The 17,022-nt window shown below is 68.0% G+C and carries 14 protein-coding genes and 2 tRNA genes; 12 read left to right on the top strand and 4 right to left on the bottom strand.

Going from position 1 to position 17,022, the window contains the following annotated elements:
* The first annotated feature begins 24 nt into the window (after positions 1 to 24).
* On the top strand, positions 25 to 1,197 hold the full coding sequence (locus AAFF41_RS18040) for a PP2C family protein-serine/threonine phosphatase (RefSeq protein WP_319744304.1): 1,173 nt from the start codon (positions 25 to 27) through the stop codon (positions 1,195 to 1,197).
* A 263-nt stretch (positions 1,198 to 1,460) separates the two neighbouring features.
* The gene (locus AAFF41_RS18035; protein ID WP_241757314.1) at positions 1,461 to 1,916 is read left to right on the top strand and encodes an HD domain-containing protein; all 456 of its coding nucleotides are present in this window, start codon (positions 1,461 to 1,463) and stop codon (positions 1,914 to 1,916) included.
* 26 nt (positions 1,917 to 1,942) lie between these two features.
* On the opposite strand, the gene AAFF41_RS18030 is transcribed toward AAFF41_RS18035, so the two are convergent.
* On the bottom strand, positions 1,943 to 3,094 hold the full coding sequence (locus AAFF41_RS18030; protein WP_343324220.1) for an acyltransferase family protein: 1,152 nt from the start codon (positions 3,092 to 3,094) through the stop codon (positions 1,943 to 1,945).
* Positions 3,095 to 3,808: 714 nt separating this feature from the next.
* Here AAFF41_RS18030 and AAFF41_RS18025 point away from each other — a divergent pair.
* From AAFF41_RS18025 to AAFF41_RS18015, 3 genes are all read left to right on the top strand, one after another.
* Positions 3,809 to 4,003 carry a hypothetical protein gene (locus AAFF41_RS18025; RefSeq protein ID WP_054231893.1) on the top strand — a complete coding sequence of 65 codons (195 nt, stop codon included), beginning with the start codon at positions 3,809 to 3,811 and terminating at the stop codon, positions 4,001 to 4,003.
* Positions 4,004 to 4,596: 593 nt separating this feature from the next.
* Complete coding sequence (locus AAFF41_RS18020; RefSeq protein WP_343324219.1) at positions 4,597 to 5,235, top strand: TMEM175 family protein; 639 nt, start codon at positions 4,597 to 4,599, stop codon at positions 5,233 to 5,235.
* Positions 5,236 to 5,506: 271 nt separating this feature from the next.
* The gene (locus tag AAFF41_RS18015; protein WP_177324252.1) at positions 5,507 to 5,680 is read left to right on the top strand and encodes a hypothetical protein; all 174 of its coding nucleotides are present in this window, start codon (positions 5,507 to 5,509) and stop codon (positions 5,678 to 5,680) included.
* A gap of 315 nt (positions 5,681 to 5,995) precedes the next feature.
* On the opposite strand, the gene AAFF41_RS18010 is transcribed toward AAFF41_RS18015, so the two are convergent.
* Positions 5,996 to 6,069: transfer RNA gene (locus tag AAFF41_RS18010), tRNA-Gly, on the bottom strand.
* Between the two features lie 152 nt (positions 6,070 to 6,221).
* On the opposite strand from AAFF41_RS18010, the gene AAFF41_RS18005 reads away from it, so the two are divergent.
* The 6 genes from AAFF41_RS18005 to AAFF41_RS17980 all read left to right on the top strand — a co-directional run bounded on the left by AAFF41_RS18005 (position 6,222) and on the right by AAFF41_RS17980 (position 11,563).
* Positions 6,222 to 6,298, top strand: a tRNA-Pro gene (locus AAFF41_RS18005).
* A 259-nt stretch (positions 6,299 to 6,557) separates the two neighbouring features.
* Complete coding sequence (tig, locus tag AAFF41_RS18000) at positions 6,558 to 7,964, top strand: trigger factor (protein ID WP_343324218.1); 1,407 nt, start codon at positions 6,558 to 6,560, stop codon at positions 7,962 to 7,964.
* A gap of 444 nt (positions 7,965 to 8,408) precedes the next feature.
* Positions 8,409 to 9,014 (top strand): ATP-dependent Clp protease proteolytic subunit, encoded by a 606-nt coding sequence (locus AAFF41_RS17995; protein ID WP_054231895.1) that lies wholly within the window; start codon positions 8,409 to 8,411, stop codon positions 9,012 to 9,014.
* Between the two features lie 139 nt (positions 9,015 to 9,153).
* Complete coding sequence (locus AAFF41_RS17990; RefSeq protein ID WP_319744297.1) at positions 9,154 to 9,834, top strand: ATP-dependent Clp protease proteolytic subunit; 681 nt, start codon at positions 9,154 to 9,156, stop codon at positions 9,832 to 9,834.
* Between the two features lie 171 nt (positions 9,835 to 10,005).
* Positions 10,006 to 11,292 carry an ATP-dependent Clp protease ATP-binding subunit ClpX gene (gene clpX / locus AAFF41_RS17985; RefSeq protein WP_054231969.1) on the top strand — a complete coding sequence of 429 codons (1,287 nt, stop codon included), beginning with the start codon at positions 10,006 to 10,008 and terminating at the stop codon, positions 11,290 to 11,292.
* 112 nt (positions 11,293 to 11,404) lie between these two features.
* Positions 11,405 to 11,563 (top strand): hypothetical protein, encoded by a 159-nt coding sequence (locus tag AAFF41_RS17980; RefSeq protein WP_319744294.1) that lies wholly within the window; start codon positions 11,405 to 11,407, stop codon positions 11,561 to 11,563.
* Positions 11,564 to 12,358: 795 nt separating this feature from the next.
* On the opposite strand, the gene AAFF41_RS17975 is transcribed toward AAFF41_RS17980, so the two are convergent.
* Positions 12,359 to 13,357: a hypothetical protein gene (locus AAFF41_RS17975; RefSeq protein ID WP_319744292.1), complete on the bottom strand. Its 999-nt coding sequence runs from the start codon at positions 13,355 to 13,357 to the stop codon at positions 12,359 to 12,361.
* 86 nt (positions 13,358 to 13,443) lie between these two features.
* Positions 13,444 to 13,842 carry a transposase gene (locus tag AAFF41_RS17970; RefSeq protein ID WP_343326309.1) on the bottom strand — a complete coding sequence of 133 codons (399 nt, stop codon included), beginning with the start codon at positions 13,840 to 13,842 and terminating at the stop codon, positions 13,444 to 13,446.
* Between the two features lie 215 nt (positions 13,843 to 14,057).
* Here AAFF41_RS17970 and AAFF41_RS17965 point away from each other — a divergent pair, with 215 nt between their 5' ends.
* The gene (locus AAFF41_RS17965; protein ID WP_343324217.1) at positions 14,058 to 16,688 is read left to right on the top strand and encodes a valine--tRNA ligase; all 2,631 of its coding nucleotides are present in this window, start codon (positions 14,058 to 14,060) and stop codon (positions 16,686 to 16,688) included.
* Positions 16,689 to 17,022 lie beyond the last annotated feature (334 nt).

Raw genomic sequence — 17,022 nt, 5'->3', positions numbered from 1 at the left:
TCCGATGGATAGGGTCCCGAACTAATGGCAGCAGGACGAGAGCGGCGCGCGGAAGCCGAGACGTTCACGGCCCGGTTGAAGAAGCAGTGGCACCGGGCTCGCACCGGCGTGCGCAGATCCGCCGTGGACTACTTCCGCGGCGACGGTTCTGACTGGATCGCACTGGCCGGTCTGCTGCTGACCATCCCCGTGATCGCGGGCACGACGCTGATGAACTCGGTCTGGTGTTCCCCGGCCGCGCTGGTCCTGCCGATCGTCGCGGGCGGCCTGCTGCTGCGCCCCGCCAGCCTGCTCGGCCTGTACGCGGCCGCCGCCACCGCACTGATAGTGGAGTCCGTGAAGCTGGGCCCGTACACCGAGGGCCCCTCCCGGGTCACCCCGGGCGTGGTCCTGGTGGTCGCGGCCTGCGGCTTCTTCGGTCTGCTGATCGCCCAGTTCCGCAGCCGGGTCGGCGTGCCCTGGCGGCGCGGCGGCACCATGCTCTTCGACCTGCGCGAACGTATCCGGGTGCAGAGCAAGCTGCCGGGCCTGCCGCTGGGCTGGCACCGGGAGATGGCGTTGCGCCCGGCGGGCGGTCAGTCGTTCTCGGGGGACTTCGTCGTGGCCGCACGTACGAACAGCGGCCGAACCCTCGAAGTCGTCCTGACCGATGTGTCCGGGAAAGGCATGGATGCGGGGTCGCGCGCCCTGCTCCTCTCCGGAGCCTTCGGCGGCTTGCTGGGATCGCTGCCACCCCACGCCTTCCTGCCCGCCGCGAACGGCTACCTGCTGCGCCAGGACTGGGACGAGGGCTTCGCCACGTCGATCCACCTGGTCCTGGACCTGGACTCCGGCGACTACGAACTCTTCTCCGCCGGGCACCCGCCGGGCCTTCAGCTCAGCGCGGGCAGCGGGCGCTGGGAGGAGAAGGCCGCGGAGGGTCCGCTCCTCGGGGTGTACGACGGTGCCCAGTTCGACCCCGTCAAGGGTTCCCTGCGCCCCGGGGACGTCCTGATGCTCTTCACGGACGGTCTGGTGGAAACCTCCGACCGTGACATCGTCGAGGGTATCGACCGCCTCACCGGCGAGGCGGACCGCTATGTCGCGGGCGGATTCCACGGCGCCGCGTGGCACCTCATCGAGGCGGTCGCCAAGGACGTCAACGACGACCGGGCCCTCCTCCTGATCTGCCGAGACGGCACCACGGCAACCCGCTGACGACGGCGCCGGGTCCGGCCACGCGAGGGGCGAGAAACCGTGGCGGCGGTGAGGTGGGGTTCGGCGTCGTCCTCGGCACGGCCATCGCGCTCACCACGTCGGTGCCGACGATGAAGGGGCTGGCCGGGCAGGGACCGTACTTCCCGCCCCTTTTGTACGTCCTTCGCCTCGTACGGGCCCTTCGCCGGGGCGGTTGACATGCTCGGCCTGACGGCGGTCACCGTCCCCGCCCGCGCGGTGCTGCGGCGGGAGACACTGGAGGGGTGACGCAGACTCTCCTGACCCTGGCCGAAATAGAGGCCCTCGCCCGTACGGCGCACGCCGCCCAGACCGACAAGGCGGGGCGACCGTACACCGAGCACCTGCAGGCCGTCGTGGACGGGGTCCGTGAGCGCGGGGGCGACGACGAGCAGATCGCGGCGGCCTGGCTGCACGACGCCGTCGAGGACGACGTGCTCTCCGAGGACTGGCTGCGCGAGGCCGCGCTGACCGGGCGGACGAAGGACATCGTGCTGGCGCTGACCAAACGCGAGGGAGAGCCCCCGGAGTCCTACGCGAAACGCATTCGTACGACTCCGGGAGCTCTCGTGGTCAAGGCCTCGGACCTGGCGCACAACGCCGACCCGGCCCGGCTCGCGGTCCTCGACGAGCACACCCGCGCGCGGCTGACGAAGAAGTACGCCGCGATGCGGGCGCTGCTGGGACTGCCGCCGGGCTGACGGTGGCCGTACCGGTCCGAAGGTGGTTACGCCGGAGTCTTGGCCCATCCGCGGGCCGGCTCTGTGGCGTCCCGCTTGAAGGCCCACTCCATGCTGGGCTCCATCGCGAAGCGGAAGACCCGCCGGACCGGCGCCGTGCACAGCAGGATGACGGCCACGCCCGCGACGAGGGTCACGAAGATCTCGCCGAGCGGCCGGTGCAGCCACTTGTGGTCGAACCAGCCCCGGTAGTCGCCGCCCTTGACCAGGAAACCGTGCAGCAGATAGCCGTACAGCGTGCCCGCGCCGAGCGCCGTGAACCACATCCTGCGGCGCGGCACCCAGGCGAAGAAGCACGCGGTGAGCAGCAGTGAGCAGCCGAACAGGGCGAGCACCATCACGGGGCCGACCCACCAGGGGGCACCCAGCTCCTGGGCGCTGTCGCGGTGGTAGAACCAGCCGGGGTTCATCCGCGGTACCGCCCACCAGCTCACGACCAGCGCGGCGGCGAACACCGGCACCGACAGGATGCGCACCTCGCGGCGGCGCACCAGCTGGAAGTGCTCGGGCTTCATGCACAGACCCAGCACGAAGAACGGCAGGAACTGGAGCGTCCGCTGCAGATCCAGGTCGTCACCGATGGACGGCGAGGTGGTCGCGAGCATGGCCACGAGGAGAGCGAGCGGAAGCGGCCGGCGGACCAGCTTCCACAGCGGCGTCGTCAGCCGCCAGATGAACAGCGCGCACAGGAACCAGGTGAGGAACCAGGGGTCGAGCAGGCTGACCGGCAGCGACGGATCGTCGTCGGCCCAGCGCTTGAAGAGGACGTACGCCACTTCGAAGACGACGTACGGCACGGCGACACCGGTGACCAGGCGCTTCAGCCGGTCGGCGCGCATGTCGAAACTGCGGGAGAAGTAGCCGGAGATGATGATGAAGGCCGGCATGTGGAAGGCGTACACGACCATGTACGCGGCTTCGAGGACACGGCTTTGACCCTTCAGGGGCTCCCAGGCATGGCCCATGGCCACGAGCACGATCGCCAGGTACTTGGCGTTGTCGAAGAAGGCGTCACGCGGTTTGCCGGGCTGGGTGGCCGTGGCGTCCGCGGGGGCGGTGGTGGCCGCGGCGCCGGCCGGCTCCGAAGTCCGGTCGGACGGCCGGCTCGGGGCCGAGCGCGCGGTCGGCACCCCCGCCACCGGCCGCTCCGCAGGGGGAGCGGCGTTCGACGGGGACCGTTCGGGTGGAGCGAGTTCGTCACGAAGCCTCCCACCAGGAACCGCGGGGAGCGGAGGGAGCGGGGGAGACGATCCGGGACCTTGCTGCTCTTGCGGGGGACGAGGCGGCGTGGAACATCCGAGGCACCCTAGCCTTGTCCGTGTGCCCTCGTAAAACTCCTGACGTCATTCCTGCTTACCGCATGTGAGTTCGTCCGTGAGCAACGTTTCGAGTACCCGGGAATTAAGGATTTCCCCTTACCGCGTACGACAGTTGTGGCGTCGTTCTGTCCGCATTCGTCACGACTAATTGGTGCATAACACTCGCGGGTGACTCTGGTGAAATGTCCAGCCTTCGGTGCCCTCGGTGTCTTCGCGGGCACCTTACGGGCGTCACCGGGGGTTTCTTCGCCGCGCCTGTGGCGGCAATTGGGAATTCCTGCGAACGGGATGTGTGGACACGGCGACGGTCCCTCGGAATTCCCCGTGAGGGAGCACGGTCGAATGACCGTACGGGGTCGCACGGTTGGTCCGTCGCGGGAGGGTGGGGGAGTGCGGTTCCCGGGCGGTTCCGACCGACGATGTGTCACCTGCGGCATACGGGGGCCGCGTTGGTGGCACGATGGTTCTGGCGGGGGTGTGCGGGGCTGCACCCCCGGGCCGGGAGAGCGGACCGACCGTAGGGTGTGATCAGTTGTGGCCATTTCGCTGTCAGTGGTACTGCTGTTGGCGATCATCCTCGTGGTGCTGATCCGAGGGGGATCGATCAAGGCGGGGCCCGCCATCGTCGCGGTGCTCTTCGGCTTCTTCCTCGCATCGACCGGAATGGCTCCGTCCATCCAGCGGTTCCTGGACTCGATAGCGCAGACGATCAACTCGATCAGTTTCTGATCTCCGGTTCTGATCTCCGGGCGGGACGGGCCGGCGTCTCCGCGCCCCCATTCGTGGACGCGGCCCCGACGGCCGCGCCCCGGGCCGACCGCGCTCTCCATGTCGGCTCGATCAGCGATCCGTCCGACCGGGAAATTCATCGGCGATCCGGCCGGTCGGTGAAACGACCGGCGTTCCGACCGGGCGTAGCCGGTCCGGAAGATCGCGTATGCGGATCGGGCCTGCGCCGCCCAGACGCTGACGTGCGGGGTCTCGCGCTGCTCGCCGTGATCCATGACTCACCGCAGTCGGGGGCGCGCATCATGCGGCGAGGCTGACCCGCCGATCGTAGTCGGCGGAACGAAAGTGGATCATTGCGCCGCATCCCCGACGTGTGAGGCTCCCGTGCCGTCCAGGGAGGTGTGCGAAGTCTCAACCCACCGGCGCGGGAGCATCGTTGGTCCCCTGTCCTGTCGCACTCGATGTGCCTCACGCCCCGGTCGGCCTGGTGTACCTCGTACGACGTTCCGCAATAGTCACCCATCCACAGTCGAAGCCGCACAAACCATGACCAATGCGCGATGGTCAGGGCATAACGCCCTACCGTCGTCGACATGACGGAGCCAGTGACGGAGACGCACCCACACGAGAGAGACCCGGGCGCGGCACGCCTGATCGCTCTGTCCGACGGCATCTACGCCATCGCGATGACCCTGCTCGTCATCAACGTGGCGATCCCCGCACATCTGGACGACGCCGCATTCCACAGGGCCCTGAGCGATGCGCTTCCCCACCTCGGCGCCTTCGCCCTCAGCTTCACCCTCATCGCCGGATTCTGGCGCGACCACCGCCGCATCCTCACCGTACGGCCCACCGAGCCGGCCGTGATCACCCGCCTGACCCTCCTCGGCCTCGGCCTGGTCGCCCTGCTGCCCTTCCCCACCGCGCTCCTGGCCGAGTACGCCTCCCAGCCCGAAACCGTCACCCTCTACGCGGTCGCCATGGCAGCGATCCATGCGGTGCACGCGACCCTGCTGCTGCTCACGCAACGCCAAGTGCACCCCTCGCCGGCGTCATCCGCCGCCGCGGCCCGTCGCCGCTTCACCGCCCAACTCGGTTCCAGCGTTCTGATCTTCGGCCTCTCTGTTCCCCTGGCCTTCGTCAACACGGCAGCGGCCATGTGGTTCTGGCTCACGCTCGTCCCCGCCCACCACATCCTCGGCCGCCACCCCCGCCCACTCCCGCAACGGTGAACTCTCCGGCCCGTGACCTGCGGCGAAGCTCCTCAAGAGCAACACGCTGTTACTGCGTGATCAACTGAACCTCGGCCGTCCTGCGGCGAGGGAGTGATCCCTGGAGGCCGCCTCGATCCGCCTTCGTCCGCTGCTGTTGGCGCCAGACGCCGATGTCGTGACCCTCCAGACCCGCGGGACCTCGTCCGTCCACGATCGGCGCATCCAGCAGGGTGGTTTTGCCTCCTGCCTCAAGGGCACACGACCAGTGAGACGGTGCGGAGGTGCCGAGATGAGCGCCGGAGAACGAGCCAAGGCAAAGGCCGAACAGGTCGTCGGGAAGACCGTGCGGAAGGCGGCCCACGCGGTGCACAAAGAAACCCTCGCTGCGAAAGGTGCCGCACTCGAAGCACGGGGCATGATGCGGGGTGCGAAGGAACGGTCCAAGGGTTCCTTCAAGAACTGACAAGTTCATGGCATTGGCGCACCCGTGGTCGTGCGGCGCCGAACCTCCACAAGGCAGTGGCCATCCGGCGAGCCGCGGTATCAGGGGCGGTTTCGCGCGCGAGCCGACTTCGGCTCCTTTGGGCGGGGTGGCTGAAACCTTGGGGTGAAATGGCTCTGACCAGGTGAATCCGTCCAGGTCGGACGCGCGTGCCCGGGCCGCGCCCAAGAGCGCTGCGGGCAAGCGCACGAGGGGGACACACGGGACCGGTCGGAGTCCCGGAAAGCGATCAGGGCCAGGTGGAGGAATGAACCTCCGACCTGGCCCGGATGCGTATGGAGCGGGCGACGGGAATCGAACCCGCGTAGCTAGTTTGGAAGACTAGGGCTCTACCATTGAGCTACGCCCGCACAAAGAGCACCGCAGGTCAGTGACCCCGGCACAGGAGGCATCGTAGCGGGTCGCACCCCGTCCCCGCACACCCCGTTCCGCGACCCCGCGGACGCTCGTGAAATGCGGCAGCCGCGCTGTCTCCGGGCATGTACCCTACGTGTCGCACCGACGGGGTGTGGCGCAGCTTGGTAGCGCGTCCGCTTTGGGAGCGGAAGGCCGTGGGTTCAAATCCCGCCACCCCGACCACCAGCCGGTTCCGGCGACACGTCAGGCGACGGATCAGGCGAGAGAACAGACGCCCGACGGCCGATGGCCGGGATCGCAAGATCGCCTTTTGGGGCGTGTACCGCCTGCGGTTACTATGCAGGTTGCGCGCCCGTGTGTCTGCACTGTTACGTCTCTCAAGGGCCGCGAATCCGCTGAGGCTTTGCCTGATCTCGGCAGAAACAAACAGCAGAACCCCGCAGCAGTACCCCCAAGAAGTCAGCCACAAGGAGACCGAACCGTGAAGAGCGCCGTGGAGAACCTGAACCCGACTCGGGTTCGGCTCACTGTTGAGGTGCCCTTCGAGGAGCTCAAGGACAGCCTCGACGCGGCGTACAAGAAGATCAACCAGCAGGTCACGGTGAAGGGCTTCCGGAAGGGCAAGATCCCGGCGCGCATCATCGACCAGCGGTTCGGTCGCGGTGCCGTGCTCGAAGAGGCCGTCAACGACGCGCTCCCGAAGTTCTACACCGAAGCGGTCAACGAGGCTGAGCTGAACGTCCTCGGCCAGCCCGAGGTCGACATCACGGAGCTGAAGGACGGCGAAACGCTGAACTTCACCGCCGAGGTCGACGTCCGCCCGACCATCGAGATCCCGGACTACTCCGGCATCGAGGTCGAGGTCGACGCAGTCGAGGTCGCCGACGAGGACGTCGAGAAGGCCGTCGAGGAGCTCCGTGAGCGCTTCGCGTCCACCTCGCCGGTCGAGCGCGCCGCCCAGGACGGCGACGTCGTCACGATCGACCTCGAAGCCAAGGTCGACGGAGAGGTGCTGGAGGACGGCGTCGCAGCCGACGTCTCCTACACCATCGGCTCCGGTGAGCTGCTGGACGGCATCGACGAGGCCGTGAAGGGCCTGGAGGCCGGTGGCGAGGCCACCTTCGCCTCCGAGCTCAAGGGCGGCTCGGCGGCCGGCAAGGAGGCCGAGGTCACCGTCAAGGTCACCCAGGTCGCCGCGCGCGAACTGCCCGAGCTCGACGACGACTTCGCGCAGCTCGCCTCCGAGTTCGACACCCTCGACGAGCTCAAGGCGGACAGCCGCAAGCGCCTCGAGAACATGAAGCAGTACGACCAGGCCACGCAGGCCCAGGAGCGTGTCCTGGAGAAGCTGCTCGAGCTGGTCGAGGTCCCGGTCCCCGAGAAGCTGCTCGAGGACGAGATCAACACCCGTAAGCACAACCTCGAGCACCACCAGCTCGGCCAGATGGGCCTCGACCTCGCGAAGTACCTGGAGATCCAGGGCAAGACCGAGGAGGAGTTCGACGCCGAGACCGAGGAAGCGGCGATCAAGGGCATCAAGACCCAGTTCGTCCTGGACGAGCTCGTCAACAAGGAGAAGCTGAACGTCAACCAGGAGGAGCTCACCGAGCACCTCATGCGGCGCGCGGCCTCCTCCGGCATGTCCCCCGACCAGTTCGCCCAGGCGGTCGTCGAAGGCGGCCAGGTCCCGATGCTGGTCGGCGAGGTCGCCCGCGGCAAGGCCCTCGCGGTCGTCGTCGAGGCCGCCACGGTCAAGGACACCAACGGCGAGGTCGTCGACCTCGACGACGAGGAGGACGAGACCGAGTCGGCCACCGAGGTCGTCGCCGAGGTCACCGACGGTGACGAGGCCTCCACCGAGGCCTCCGAGGAGAAGCCCGAGGCGTAAGCCCACGGCACTTCAGCAGCTGTACGACGGGCCCCCGGGGACTTCTTGTCCCTGGGGGCCCGTCGGCCTTTGGGGGCGCGAGGAACTGCGCGAGCAACCCACGACGAGCCGCACTCGCCATTGGACCGCCCGTGGCAGACGCGGGCGCGACTTTGTGCGCGGCGGGGGGAGGGGGTGGATCGCGCCGTTCCCCGCGCCCCCGACGGGGCGCAGCCCCGCCGAACCCCCTGTCCGACCCAGCGGAGCGCATGCGCTCACAGCGAACAGTTCCTTCTGCGGGATTCCCCGGAGGGACCCGCGCGTTAGGGTCCATGAATACGAGGGCAGGGGAGTCCCCGAAGCCGCCCCGGGCGGTTGTCGCACCGGGGTCCCACGCCCCCAGCAGAAGACGTGAGACGGCCCGGCGCCGTCGTAAGACGAGCAGGTGGATACGTGACGAATCTGATGCCCACAGCTGCCGGCGAACCCTTCGGTGGTGGCCTCGGCGACCAGGTCTACAACCGACTGCTCGGCGAGCGGATCATCTTCCTCGGCCAGGCGGTCGACGATGACATCGCCAACAAGATCACGGCGCAGCTGCTGCTCCTTGCCGCCGACCCGGACAAGGACATCTACCTCTACATCAACAGCCCCGGCGGATCGATCACGGCCGGCATGGCGATCTACGACACCATGCAGTTCATCAAGAACGACGTGGTGACGATCGCCATGGGCATGGCGGCCTCGATGGGTCAGTTCCTGCTCAGCGCGGGCACCCCCGGCAAGCGCTTCGCCCTGCCGAACGCCGAGATCCTGATCCACCAGCCCTCGGCCGGCCTCGCGGGTTCCGCGTCGGACATCAAGATCCACGCCGAGCGGCTGCTGCACACCAAGAAGCGGATGGCCGAGCTGACCTCCTTCCACACCGGTCAGACGGTCGAGCAGATCACTCGTGACTCGGACCGCGACCGTTGGTTCGACCCGATCGAGGCCAAGGAGTACGGCCTCATCGACGACATCGTGCCCACCGCTGCTGGTATGCCGGGCGGTGGCGGCACCGGGGCGTCGTAAGCCCCTCAGTGCCCCCCAGGGCGGCGCGTGGCCCCTCTGTCGCTCTCCGGGCGCACCCAGTGCCCCGGAGCGGCGCAGGCGGCCCTCCAGCGCCCCCAGCCGACCGCCCCAGGCTCTTACAGGCTCTTCAGGAGACACAGTGAACGACTTCCCCGGCAGCGGCATCTACGCCCGCACGCAGGCCGAGTACACCGGTCCTCGTGCGGAGTCCCGCTACGTCATCCCGCGCTTCGTCGAGCGCACCTCGCAGGGCGTGCGTGAGTACGACCCGTACGCGAAGCTGTTCGAGGAGCGCGTGATCTTCCTCGGCGTGCAGATCGACGACGCCTCCGCCAACGACGTCATGGCGCAGCTGCTGTGCCTGGAGTCGATGGACCCCGACCGTGACATCTCGGTCTACATCAACAGCCCCGGTGGCTCGTTTACGGCCCTCACGGCCATTTACGACACGATGCAGTTCGTGAAGCCCGACATCCAGACGGTCTGCATGGGGCAGGCGGCCTCCGCCGCCGCGATCCTGCTGGCCGCCGGCACGCCGGGCAAGCGCATGGCGCTTCCGAACGCCCGCGTGCTGATCCACCAGCCCTACAGCGAGACCGGCCGCGGCCAGGTCTCGGACCTCGAAATCGCCGCGAACGAGATCCTTCGGATGCGCGCGCAGCTGGAAGACATGCTGGCCAAGCACTCGACCACGCCGATCGAGAAGATCCGCGAGGACATCGAGCGCGACAAGATCCTCACCGCTGAGGACGCGCTCGCGTACGGCCTGATCGACCAGATCATCTCCACCCGCAAGATGAACAATTCCGCGGTCGTCTGACGTATCGCTGTATCGTCTGCCGCTCGTCTGTCGCCCGTTGGCGCGGTTCACGACAAAGTGAACCGCGCCAAGGGGGGCCCGAACGGGGGGCTCGGCAAGGTACCGTCGGACATAAGGCAGCACCAGGAGCCGCTGGACCTAGGCGTCTCCCAGGCGAAGGGGAAGCACACCGTGGCACGCATCGGTGACGGCGGCGATCTGCTCAAGTGCTCGTTCTGTGGCAAGAGCCAGAAGCAGGTCAAGAAGCTCATCGCAGGCCCCGGTGTGTACATCTGCGACGAGTGCATCGATCTCTGCAACGAGATCATCGAAGAAGAACTCGCGGAAACGAGCGAGGTCCGCTGGGAGGAGCTCCCGAAGCCCCGCGAGATCTACGAGTTCCTCGAGGGGTACGTGGTCGGCCAGGAGTCGGCCAAGAAAGCCCTCTCGGTCGCGGTGTACAACCACTACAAGCGGGTCCAGGCCGGTGAGAACGGCGGCGGTCAGAACCGGGACGACGCCATCGAGTTGGCGAAGTCCAACATCCTCCTGCTGGGCCCCACGGGCTCCGGCAAGACTCTGCTCGCCCAGACGCTCGCGCGCATGCTCAACGTCCCGTTCGCCATCGCCGACGCGACGGCGCTGACGGAGGCGGGGTACGTCGGCGAGGACGTCGAGAACATCCTGCTGAAGCTCATCCAGGCGGCCGACTACGACGTCAAGAAGGCCGAGACGGGCATCATCTACATCGACGAGATCGACAAGGTGGCCCGTAAGAGCGAAAACCCGTCGATCACGCGAGACGTGTCCGGCGAGGGCGTCCAGCAGGCGCTGCTCAAGATCCTGGAGGGCACGACGGCCTCCGTTCCGCCCCAGGGCGGACGCAAGCACCCCCACCAGGAGTTCATCCAGATCGACACGACGAACGTCCTGTTCATCGTGGGCGGCGCCTTCGCGGGCCTGGAGAAGCTCATCGAGTCGAGGGCGGGTGCCAAGGGCATCGGCTTCGGCGCGACGATCCGCTCCAAGCGCGAGCTCGAGTCCAAGGACCAGTTCGAGGCCGTCATGCCCGAGGACCTGGTGAAGTTCGGCATGATCCCCGAGTTCATCGGCCGGCTGCCCGTCATCACCTCGGTCCACAACCTCGACCGGCCGGCGCTCCTCCAGATCCTCGTGGAGCCGCGCAACGCGCTCGTGAAGCAGTACCAGCGCCTGTTCGAACTCGACGGCGTGGAGCTGGACTTCGAGCGCGAGGCCCTGGAAGCCATCGCCGACCAGGCGATCCTCCGCCAGACCGGCGCGCGCGGCCTGCGCGCCATCATGGAGGAGGTCCTCCAGGCGGTGATGTACGAGGTTCCCTCGCGCAAGGACGTGGCGAGGGTCGTCATCACGGCGGACGTCGTCCTGTCCAACGTCAACCCGACGCTGATCCCGCGCGACGCCCGCGGTCGCGGCCCGGGCGAGCAGAAGACGGCATAGGCGGTACGTATACGCGAAGAGGGGCGCCCGGCGGATATCGTCGGGCGCCCCTCTTTTGCCGTACGAGGTACGGGTGCGTACCCCTACCTCGTTGGGGAGCGGGAAGCAGCCCATGATGTCCGACGCGAACATCCGTTTCTCCGCCGAGGTGTGCGATCGGCTCGCTGAGACAGCGGCTGCCTACGGATTTTCGCCCCGCGCCTGCCTGGCCCGCCTCGCCCACACCCTGCTCACTCCCGACGAGCGGGCCGAGCGAGCGGCGGCCCGCTGAGTCCCGTCAGCTGCCCTTGCGGTTGTGCAGGAAGACACCTGGGTAACCGCACATACCCGGTATCGGGCCGAACCGACCCCTGACCGCCCTGACGGCGCGATCGTCGTCACCGCCGATCCGGAACGCTGGAAGGGCCTGCCCGTCCGGATGCTCGACCTCGCTCCCAGGGTTTCGCAGGAGGGAGGGGAGTGAGGCTTGGCAGCCTTGGCGTGTGACCGCCGACTTCCTCGCTCCGATGGGGGCGAAGCTCCGCGTTGGCGTCCGATACGCCGCTGTAGTTCGTGGCGGATCTCGTGGCGTACTTCGCCGGACTGGTCGCAATGGAGAGATTGCGCCAGGTTCACGGTAAATCCTGGAATCGGACTCTGTCTCGTGATCTAGTGGCGCCGACCGCATCGGTCATTCGTTCGCATGGCCGGTGAGCTGAAAACGGGAGGGTGCTACATGAGGATGCGCATGATCTAGCGGGTTCTGGTAGCGGCAAGTGTGGTTATGGCAGCCGGGGTTGTGCCGCTGGTGACGGCGACGTCGGCAAGCGCCGACCAGAGCCGGTGCGTGCACTACATAGGTGACCACGGCTACTTGGTTGGCCCCAAGGTCAAGGGAGCATGCAGCCATGCCGCGTGGCATGCGGGCAGCGTGGTGGCGAACCCGGCCTGCCTCTCGGGGCTGGTGAACATACACGTCGATCTGTCAGACGCACAGGCTGCCTGTCTCCGCGCCTGACAACGGCGGAGCGGCAGGAGTAGGGGCGCCCGGCAACGCTCGCCGGGCGCCCCCATCGTGGTTCAGCAGCTACTTTGCGACGCGCACGTCGTTGCGGAGCTTGGCGGCGAGGGACGCCACGTCATCGGTCGAGCCCCCGTTGCCGGAGGCCAGGCCGGCGAGGCTGAATGCCGACACCTGTGCGACGGTGCTGTGGTCGCCCCAAATGCAGAAAGGCACCGTGATGGTCTTCGCGGCGCCGGCGCCTGTGGACGACGAGTTGGTGTTGTCGATCTGGGCCACCTGGCACTTCATGATGCCGTTGGAGAAGCCTGACGGGTTGACCGTCTCCGGGCTGCCGAGCAGCTTGCCCTTGGTGCTGTCACCGCTCTGGTTCTTCTCGGACTCCGACTTGACCTTGGCGAACATGGCGTCCACGGCGGCCTCGGGGTCGTCGATGGTGCCGTAGACGCCCTTGAAGGACAGGCTCTTCTGGGACAGGCCGGTGCCGTTCGTGTAGCTCCCGTTGGCGCCCTTCGCGTTCTTCACGCCGAACTTCTGGAAGTCCGCGACATCGCTGTCGCTGACGGTGTCAGAAGAGGATTCGCTTTCCGCCTTCTTGTACGTACCGTTGATCACCGTCGCCTGCGCGACCAGCTTGTGCGGGCCGTCGTCCGCGACCGAACCACTGCCGCTGCTGCTACCGCCGATGACGAGATACGCCGCCACGGCGATCGCGGCGACGACCGCGACCGAGCCGATGATGAGCGCCGTCTTCTTCTTGCCGCCGCCGGGCGCGGGCGGCGGCGGGGCGCCGTAGGGCTGCTGGCCGTAGGGAGGCTGCTGGCCGTAAGGGGGCTGCTGGCCGTACGCGGGCTGCTGACCGTACGGGGGAGTCTGCGGCGGGACGCCCTGGGGAGCCTGCTGGGGGTAGCCGTAGCCGGGCTGCGGAGGAGCCTGCTGCGGATAGCCGTAACCGGGCTGGGGCGCCTGCGGCGGCTGGCCGTAGGGGCCTTGCTGCCCCGGCTGACCGTACGGCCCGGGCTGCTGGGGCGGCCCACCGTACGGGCCCGGCTGGTTGTAGCTCATCTCTGGGTTCCCCTCCAGATGCTTATGTGTTCCTGACATCTTGACGGAAGGGCGAAGGGTGCGGGACACGTGGGGTCTATTGATGCCTAGTTGTTGACAGGCTGTTCCAGACGTTCGACGTACTGGTCGAACGTGGCGGACGAGTGCGCGCCGACGGAAGCGGCGTAGTACGTCTTCGACCACACATGTCCTTTTATGTCTCGTGAACGCCGTATAGCCCTAGCTTTAGCTCCTCTGAGTTGCCTGGCCAGGTTTGCCACGGAAATGCACGCCGGATAGCTGACGGTTGCGTGGATGAGGTCGGCCTGGCCGTGAAACTCTCGCAGACATGCGGTGTCTGCCACCTTTGGGACCCTGCGTCGCGCGTCAGCCGCGGCAGGTTCACCGGGTGCGGGCACACCGACGACGCGGATCACAATGCCTCGGTCGTCATTCTCCGTCGTGCCCTTCGTGGTCCGGCGGGCACCACCAGTGCCGCAGGACATTGCGATGAACAGCACGCACCCGCAGGCCATGCCCGGCCTCCGATGCCCCGCACCCGTGCCGGGCGCACGCGTGAACCCCTGAACCCCTCATCCGGGACGGCCCGCCTTCCAGTGGATATCGAGGGCTACAAGGAGTCCCAGCAGGTCACTGCAGGGAGGATGTCAAGAAAGAATCGCGTTTCGGGACACGGGCGCGGCACCTCTAAACTGACCCCGTGACCGAGAACTCTCAGCAGCCGCAATCAGCGCCCACTTCCGAACTGCCGACCCAGTACGCGCCGGCCGAGGTAGAGGGGAAGCTGTACGAGCGCTGGGTAGAACGGGGTTACTTCGCGGCCGACGCGAAGAGCGACAAGCCCGCGTACACCATTGTCATCCCGCCGCCGAACGTCACCGGGTCGCTGCACCTGGGCCATGCCTTCCAGCACACGCTCATGGACGCCCTGACGCGCCGCAAGCGCATGCAGGGATACGAGTCGCTGTGGCTGCCGGGCATGGACCACGCCGGTATCGCGACCCAGAACGTCGTCGAGCGCGAGCTCGGCAAGGAGGGCAAGTCCCGCCACGATTTGGGTCGTGAGGCGTTCGTCGAGCGCGTGTGGCAGTGGAAGGAAGAGTACGGCGGCAAGATCCTCGGCCAGATGCGCCGGCTCGGCGACGGCGTGGACTGGTCCCGCGAGCGGTTCACCATGGACGAAGGGCTCTCGCAGGCCGTCCAGACCATCTTCAAGAAGCTGTACGACGACGAGCTGATCTACCGCGCCGAGCGCATCATCAACTGGTGCCCGCGCTGCCTCACGGCCATCTCGGACATCGAGGTCGAGTACCAGGACGACGACGGCGAGCTGGTCTCCATGAAGTACGGGGAGGGGGATGACACGATCGTCGTCGCCACCACCCGTGCCGAGACGATGCTCGGTGACACTGCTGTCGCCGTCCACCCCGACGACGAGCGCTACCGGCACCTGGTCGGCCGACGGATCAAGCTGCCGCTGACGGACCGCACCATCCCCGTCGTCGCGGACACCCACGTCGACCCGGAGTTCGGCACCGGCGCCGTCAAGGTGACCCCGGCCCACGACCCGAACGACTTCGCCATCGGCCAGCGCCACGACCTGGAGTCGCTGACCGTCATGGACGAGCGCGGCGTCATCACCGTGCACGGCCCGTTCCAGGGCCTCGACCGCTTCGAGGCCCGCTCCGCGATCGTCGCCGCGCTGCGCGCGGAGGGCCGCATCGTCGCCGAGAAGCGCCCGTACGTCCACTCGGTGGGTCACTGCTCGCGCTGCAAGACGACGCTGGAGCCGCGTCTGTCCATGCAGTGGTGGGTCAAGGTCGGCCCGCTGGCCAAGGCTGCCGGCGACGCCGTCCGGGACGGCCGGGTCACCATCCACCCCGCCGACATGTCGAAGCGCTACTTCGACTGGGTCGACAACATGCACGACTGGTGCATCTCGCGCCAGCTGTGGTGGGGCCACCGGATCCCCGTCTGGTACGGCCCCGAGGGCGAGGTTGTCTGCGTCGGCCCGGACGAGGAGCCCCCGGGCACCGAAGCCGAGGGCTGGAAGCAGGACCCCGACGTCCTGGACACCTGGTTCTCCTCGGGCCTGTGGCCCTTCTCGACCCTCGGCTGGCCCGAACGGACCCCGGACCTCGAGAAGTTCTACTCGACCGACGTCCTCCTCACGGGCCACGACATCATCTTCTTCTGGGTCGCCCGGATGATGATGTTCGGCCTGTACGCGATGGACGGCGAGGTGCCCTTCAAGACCATCGCACTCACCGGACTCGTTCGTGACCAGTTCGGCAAGAAGATGTCGAAGTCCTCGGGCACGGCCGTCGACCCGCTCGACTGGATGAACGCGTACGGCTCCGACGCCGTCCGCTTCACCCTCGCCCGCGGCGCCAACCCCGGTACGGACGTGCCGATCGGTGAGGACTGGGTCCAGGCGTCCCGGAACTTCGCCAACAAGATCTGGAACGCCACCCGCTTCGCGCTGATGAACGGCGCGACGGTCGCGGGCCCGCTGCCGGACCCGTCCGAGATGACGGCGACGGACCGCTGGATCCTCTCCCGCCTGAACAAGACGGTGGCCGAAGTCGACGCGTTCTACGACGACTTCCAGTTCGCCAAGCTGTCCGACGCCCTCTACCACTTCGCGTGGGACGAGGTCTTCGACTGGTACGTCGAGCTGTCCAAGACGACGTTCATGGCGGGCGGCGAGCCGGCGAAGGTCTCCGGGCGTGTCCTGGGCGAGGTCCTCGACGTCACCCTGCGCCTCCTGCACCCGATCGTCCCCTTCGTCACCGAGACGCTGTGGACGACGCTGACCGGCGGCGAGTCGGTCGTCGTCGCCGAGTGGCCGACCGACTCCGGTTTCCGCGACGCGGGCGCCGAGCGTGAGATCGAGACGCTTCAGCAGGTCATCACGGAGGTCCGCCGCTTCCGTGCCGACCAGGGTCTCCAGCCCGGCCAGCGCGTCCCGGCCCGCCTCACGCTGGACGGCACCGCCCTCGCCCCGCACGAGGCGGCCATCCGCCAGCTGCTGCGGCTGCAGCCGGAGGGCGAGGCCTTCGCGGCGACGGCGACGCTTCCCGTCGCCGGGGCCACGGTGGCGCTCGACCTCTCCGGCACGATCGATGTCGCGGCCGAGCGCAAGCGGCTCGCCAAGGACCTCGCCGCCGCGGAGAAGGAGAAGGCCCAGGCGAACGCCAAGCTCGGCAACGAGGCGTTCCTCGCCAAGGCGCCGGACCAGGTCGTGGACAAGATCCGTACGCGGCTCGCCAAGGCGGACGAGGACATCGCCCGCATCCAGGCCCAACTGGAACGCCTCCCGGAGGCGTAACGGCTCTGTCGTAGCTGAACGAAGGCCCCCGGGACCTCCCTGGTCCCGGGGGCCTTCGACGTCTGTGGTCTGCGGGTGGGTGGGGGGTGGTCGCGCAGTTCCCCGCGCCCCTGAGGCGGGGGCTTCGCCCCGCATCCCCCGCCCACCCGGATTCGTTGGCTGCGGGCCGGTGGGGGCTTGGCGCGCAGTTCCCACGGGGCTGCGCCCCAGCGCCCCCAAAAGCCTGGGGCGCTGGGGCGCAGCCCCGTGCCCAGGGGCGCGGGGAACTGCGCGACCGGCCCCCACTCGCCCGCAGCCGAAGAACCCACCCGGGGGTCCGGGGGCGGAGCCCCCG

The organism is Streptomyces mirabilis, assembly GCF_039503195.1.
Classification (GTDB): Bacteria; Actinomycetota; Actinomycetes; order Streptomycetales; family Streptomycetaceae; genus Streptomyces; species Streptomyces mirabilis_D.
Note: the sequence above shows the minus strand (reverse complement) of the source record. Positions and strands in the feature narration are given on the sequence as shown.